Annotated in this window: 6 protein-coding genes; 5 read left to right on the top strand and 1 reads right to left on the bottom strand. The window is 37.3% G+C overall.

All coding sequences use genetic code 11. The annotated features are described in order from the left end of the window. Positions 1–939: plasmid recombination protein (locus ACF08W_RS35010; RefSeq protein WP_392281768.1), on the top strand; the 939-nt coding region annotated here is incomplete at its 5' end. A gap of 14 nt (positions 940–953) precedes the next feature. Continuing rightward, entirely contained in the window at positions 954–1136 is a 183-nt protein-coding gene (locus ACF08W_RS35005) for a hypothetical protein (protein ID WP_350835256.1), read from the top strand. Positions 1137–1149: 13 nt separating this feature from the next. Here the strand turns inward: ACF08W_RS35005 and ACF08W_RS35000 are convergent, their stop codons facing one another. Then, positions 1150–1707: a replication/maintenance protein RepL gene (locus tag ACF08W_RS35000; protein ID WP_048558832.1), complete on the bottom strand. Its 558-nt coding sequence runs from the start codon at positions 1705–1707 to the stop codon at positions 1150–1152. Positions 1708–2746: 1039 nt separating this feature from the next. Between ACF08W_RS35000 and ACF08W_RS34995 the strand changes: the two genes are divergently transcribed. The 3 genes from ACF08W_RS34995 to mobV form a co-directional block, all read left to right on the top strand. Further along, entirely contained in the window at positions 2747–3298 is a 552-nt protein-coding gene (locus tag ACF08W_RS34995) for a TetR/AcrR family transcriptional regulator (RefSeq protein ID WP_000028029.1), read from the top strand. Next, positions 3298–3675 carry a quaternary ammonium compound efflux SMR transporter QacH gene (gene qacH / locus ACF08W_RS34990; RefSeq protein WP_000121134.1) on the top strand — a complete coding sequence of 126 codons (378 nt, stop codon included), beginning with the start codon at positions 3298–3300 and terminating at the stop codon, positions 3673–3675. Before ACF08W_RS34995 ends, qacH begins: the two co-directional genes overlap by 1 nt. 614 nt (positions 3676–4289) lie before the next feature. Further along, positions 4290–4792 (top strand): MobV family relaxase (gene mobV, locus ACF08W_RS34985; RefSeq protein ID WP_392281767.1); only part of this gene is annotated, 503 nt, incomplete at its 3' end.

Below are 4792 nucleotides of genomic sequence, written 5' to 3'. Positions count from 1 at the left end.
GGCTTCGTTCCAGTAACGGAGGATGGCCGACTATCGGCTAAAGATTTCTTTGGCCAGAAAAAGCAACTGGTGAGTCTTCAGGACGATTTTAATCAGTACCTGAAGCAAAATGACTTTAATTTGGAAAGAGGGGTCTCGTCGAGCCGTAAACACGTGGAGACGGCTAAATATAAGGCTCAAACGTTTCAAAGCATGGAGAAGGAAGCCCAAGAGAAATATGAGCGGACAATGGGGCATATTCAAGAGATTGATGATAAATCGAAATCGATTGCGAATATCGAAGCTAAAAAGGTTCTAGGGCTTGTTGGAATGAAGGAACAAGACTACAAAAGCCTAGTCGATTATGCGACCAATGGTGTGGCTTATCAGCTACAAGCAGAGAATCTGCAGAAAGAGTTGGAAAAGACTCAAAAAGAAGTTACGCAGCTGAAAGCTGATATGCAAATTGGACAAGATAAAATTCGCTATTACTACAAAGATATTGAAGAGAATTTAGACTCCTTAGCAGAGAAAAAAGCACTGCAAAAAGTGAAGCAAACAGACATTGTAAAGAACTATGGAGACTTGATAGAAAAGTACAATGGACTCGTTAATAAATATAATGACCAGTTGAAGGAGAAAAAGGAGTTAAAACAACAGGTGGACACTCTAAAAATTGAGAACCGGTCTTACCAAAATGAGAATCGGGAATTGAAATTAGAGAACGGAAAATTGAAGGGAAAACTCGTGCAGATCAGCAAGGAGTTTTCTGTTTTTAAAGAGAGGGTGGGCAAAGTTTTACACGCTCAACTTGACCGAGTAAAAACGTTCTTGAGGATGAATGATGTAGACCGAAGTACAATCAAGTTCCTGGATGATAGGCAAGATAAATTAGTCCAGGACTCTTTAGAAAAAATGGAGAAGCCACAAAGGCAAAAAGGGATGGAGATGGAACGCTGATGAAGGTGAAACAATTGGTTGAGAAGTTGGAGAAACTAGACCAAGAGGGAGAATTAATGCTTTTTATGAGGGATAGAAAGAGACCTCATTTAGGTTCTGGAACTCTTATTCCAATAAAAGATATTGGTGTTTTTACAAGTGTTGACCAAGATTCAAATGAGGGCAAATATGCTCTTGAAATAAAGAAAGGCGAGTAGTTATCTACTCGCTTTATTTTAAGTTTTCACGTTCTCTAAGGGCTTTAAATTTATCAAATTGGCTTTTGTATTCAAAGTCCTTGTTTTCCTTTTTGCTGACAAGGATTTTACCATCGTATTTAGCAAATTTCTTTTTGTCATTGCCATCTGTCCAAGCAAGGTCTTCGTTCACTACATAGACGTTTGATGTTCCCATTTTTAAAACATTTAAAAATCCATTCTCCTCTAAAAGCTTTACTGCTCTGTAAACTGTTGACCTTGATTTGCCAAAATAATCTTCAAAAACTGCATAAGAACAAGCTAAAGCATTTCTGTTATCCATGTGTTCCAAGATAAAAAATAATAAAGAACTTGCGAAGTTATGATTTGCCATTAACCATCTTAATTCTGGCATGTTGTCACGATAAAGCTGGATGAAATTATGATTTTTCTTTTTCTCTTCAAATTGCTCTTTGTCTTTGTTTTCTTGCTGTTCAAGATCAATAAGTCTTTGAAGCATTTGAAGTTGTTCAGGGGTTAACTCAACATTAATTTTTCTCTGCTCGTCCAATTTACGCACCTCTGCTGGCATAGAATCCTTCTCTCCCTTGTTATGTATCATCAGCTGTGATACCTATATGTATAATTTATGACACATCATAGGTCAAAAATGAACTATAGTCAAGCAAAAAATGACACATCTTAATTCAACTATGTGTCACAAGCTATGACACATATACGTGTCACAAGCTATGACACATTACCTTAACTAAAACATTGATATATCAACATTTTTTCTGTGTTCCCTTCTATATCTCCTAAAGGGCTTTTCTCCACGCAAGGTTCGGGTAGTATTTTTCGGACAGACCACCGAAAAATCTCCACCCTTTTCTCCTTGCATTCCGAAATTTTGGCGGTGCTGTACTTTCGCCAAGCCGACGTACCTAAAACGAGGAATTCAGGAAATCGGCTTGCTCGAGCCATTATACCGCCAAAACCGCCAGAGCTTCCGTTCATAAATTTTCTCTTTTGCCTTATGGATCTACGCAATATGGGGGCTTCCCCCAAACCCCCTTGCCAGCCTCCACCCTAAAACAAGGGGAGAATTGATGGTGTTCGAATAAAAATCTTTGATATTTAGAAATCTAATTTTAAAGAAGGGAGTTGAGCTTTCATGAATAGTAACAGTAGCATTAATAAAAGTAATTTAAATTTATTAGCCGTAGTAGCACTAGGATTGACGACAATTTACACCGCAATATTAGCGACTCAATTAATGTCCACAAAACATAAAGTTGATTATTTATATTACAAAGAACATTTTCAAAAAAATAATAAGGGGAATAATAATTAATCGCTAAAACAATGAGAGGCGCTCTAGAAGGGGTAGAGTCCTGAAAATGCGGATTTACAACGGTAATGTAATTTTCACCCATAAATAAAGCCGATTTTAAGAAATCGACTGTTGAACTAAAGCTCCCTTTACTTTAAGTACATTTCTTCACAATCTTTAGATTAATTTATTGGATTATTTTTATGTGAAAGAGTGATATTAAATAAGAGCTTTAATTCGATTGACAAAAAAACCGTCCAGAAGGTATATTATATGTATCTAAGTTATGGAGGTTATTATGTCTATTTCAAAGCATGCTAATAAGAAAAAAAATATATTGATTGCTGCATCTGAAATTGTAAAAGAAGAAGGAGTTGTCAAACTCACATTAGAGGCAGTCGCCCAAAGAGCTGGCGTGAGTAAAGGTGGATTATTATACCATTTTCCTAGCAAGGAAGCATTAATTAAAGGAATGGTGGAAGATTGGACAAATAATTATTTCGAATGCATTAATACGTTAGTTAATAACGACGATGATAACGCAATAGGAAAATGGAATAGGGCTTATCTTAAATCTACATTTTCCGATTTAGAAAACAATAATCTAAATTCCGCACTAATGGCTGCTATGTTTATTAATCCAGATTTATTAGATGAATTCCGGCAGAGATACGATATTTTGCATACAAAGTTAATAACTGATGGAATTGATCCTGTCAAAATAACAATTACAAGATTATCCATAGATGGTCTTTGGTTTTCAGAAATATTTGGAATGGCACCATTAAATGAAGAACTAAAAACACAAGTTTTTGATGAACTAATAAACATGATTCAGGAGGACGAATAATGTCATATCTATATTTAGCACTTGCAATAGTGGGGGAGATTATTGGCTCTTCCCTATTAAAAGCATCTGAAGGCTTTTCAAAACTCTATCCTACAATAGGGGTAATAATAGCTTTCGTTGGTTGTTTTTTCTTTTTATCCTTGTCGCTAAAAACAATCCCCTTAAACACTGCATATGCATTATGGGCAGGTTTAGGACTTGTTTTGACTACAGTAATTTCAGTTTTAGTTTGGAAGGAAAAACTTAACATGGCTAGCATTGCAGGAATAACACTGATTCTTGTAGGAGTTGTAATATTGAATTTGTTTGGACCAGGACATGGAGAATCTGGTCATGAAGCAAGCGAAACTATTACAATGAATGAGACAATGGAATAACACATAAAAAAGTCCTTCTTAATAAAGAGAAGGACTTTTTAGCTTAATTAAGGGTATTTTTTGAAGTCCTTATTCAACAAACCTGCGTACGTTAGTTTAAGTGTATCACTTCACAATTCCAATAGAGTAGAGTTTATTGAGACATAATGAAATTAGCGTTTTAAATGACTTCTGACTGTCTCATAAGACTTGTATCAAATGCTTACCGTTGTAAATCCGCATTTCCCTGACGCTACCCCTAGAAGCGTCTTTTTTGCTTTTTAAGGGTTTTTACTAGGGGCAACCTCTTACAAAGGCGAGAGAGGCCCGTATGGCGTCTGTCAACGGTACCGGACCGAAGGGAGGATAAGGAGTTGATAGACTCACTTCACCAAGACCCTCTTGGTGTCTCAAAAGGCAACACCTTTTGAGCTGCCTACCGGCGAGGGAGCCCCTCAAGGATTGAGGGGTTGGGGAGTTCGATTAAGGGGGTCTGGGGAAGAGTTCCCCAGTGGGTTTGGGCAAAGCCCAAGGTTTGGCTTTTAGCGTCGCAGACCACATGAAACTTTGCGTGCAAAGTGTAGTGTGTTACACTTTCTATTAATCTATCGATTTTCAGAAAGGGTGCGTACCCCATGAGTTACTCCATTATCCGAATGCAGAAAATGAAATCAAATGGGATAAAAGGGATTCAATTTCACAACCAAAGAGAGAGGGAAAGTGAAACGAATCCCGACATCAATAAAGCTGATTCTCATCTGAATTATGACTTGATAAACGGTCAAAGGCAGATTGATTACAACGAGAAAATTAGCCAAGTAATTGAGGACAATGTGACCTCTGGAAAAAAGATCCGTAAAGATGCAGTTAAGCTGGCTGAATTCTTAATTACCTCTGACAAGGAATTCTTCGATAAAATTTCACCCAAAGAGCAGAAAAGGTATTTTGAAACGGCTCATGAGTTCCTTGCTGATCGATACGGTGAAAAGAATTTAATCTATGCGACTGTTCACTATGACGAGAAAACCCCTCACATGCACGTAGGCTTCGTTCCAGTAACGGAGGATGGCCGACTATCGGCTAAAGATTTCTTTGGCCAGAAAAAGCAACTGGTGAGTCTTCAGGACGATTTTAATCA

This window comes from Streptomyces sp. NPDC015144, assembly GCF_043079735.1.
In the GTDB taxonomy this organism is placed as follows: domain Bacteria; phylum Actinomycetota; class Actinomycetes; order Streptomycetales; family Streptomycetaceae; genus Streptomyces.
This window is presented reverse-complemented; position numbering and strand designations above follow the sequence as displayed.

Bases quoted from the DNA above. Each gene is read 5' to 3' on its own strand.
- ACF08W_RS35000 (WP_048558832.1), bottom strand. From the start codon at position 1,707: ATGCCAGCAGAGGTGCGTAAATTGGACGAGCAGAGAAAAATTAATGTT.
- qacH (WP_000121134.1), top strand. From the start codon at position 3,298: ATGTCATATCTATATTTAGCACTTGCAATAGTGGGGGAGATTATTGGC.
- ACF08W_RS34995 (WP_000028029.1), top strand. From the start codon at position 2,747: ATGTCTATTTCAAAGCATGCTAATAAGAAAAAAAATATATTGATTGCT.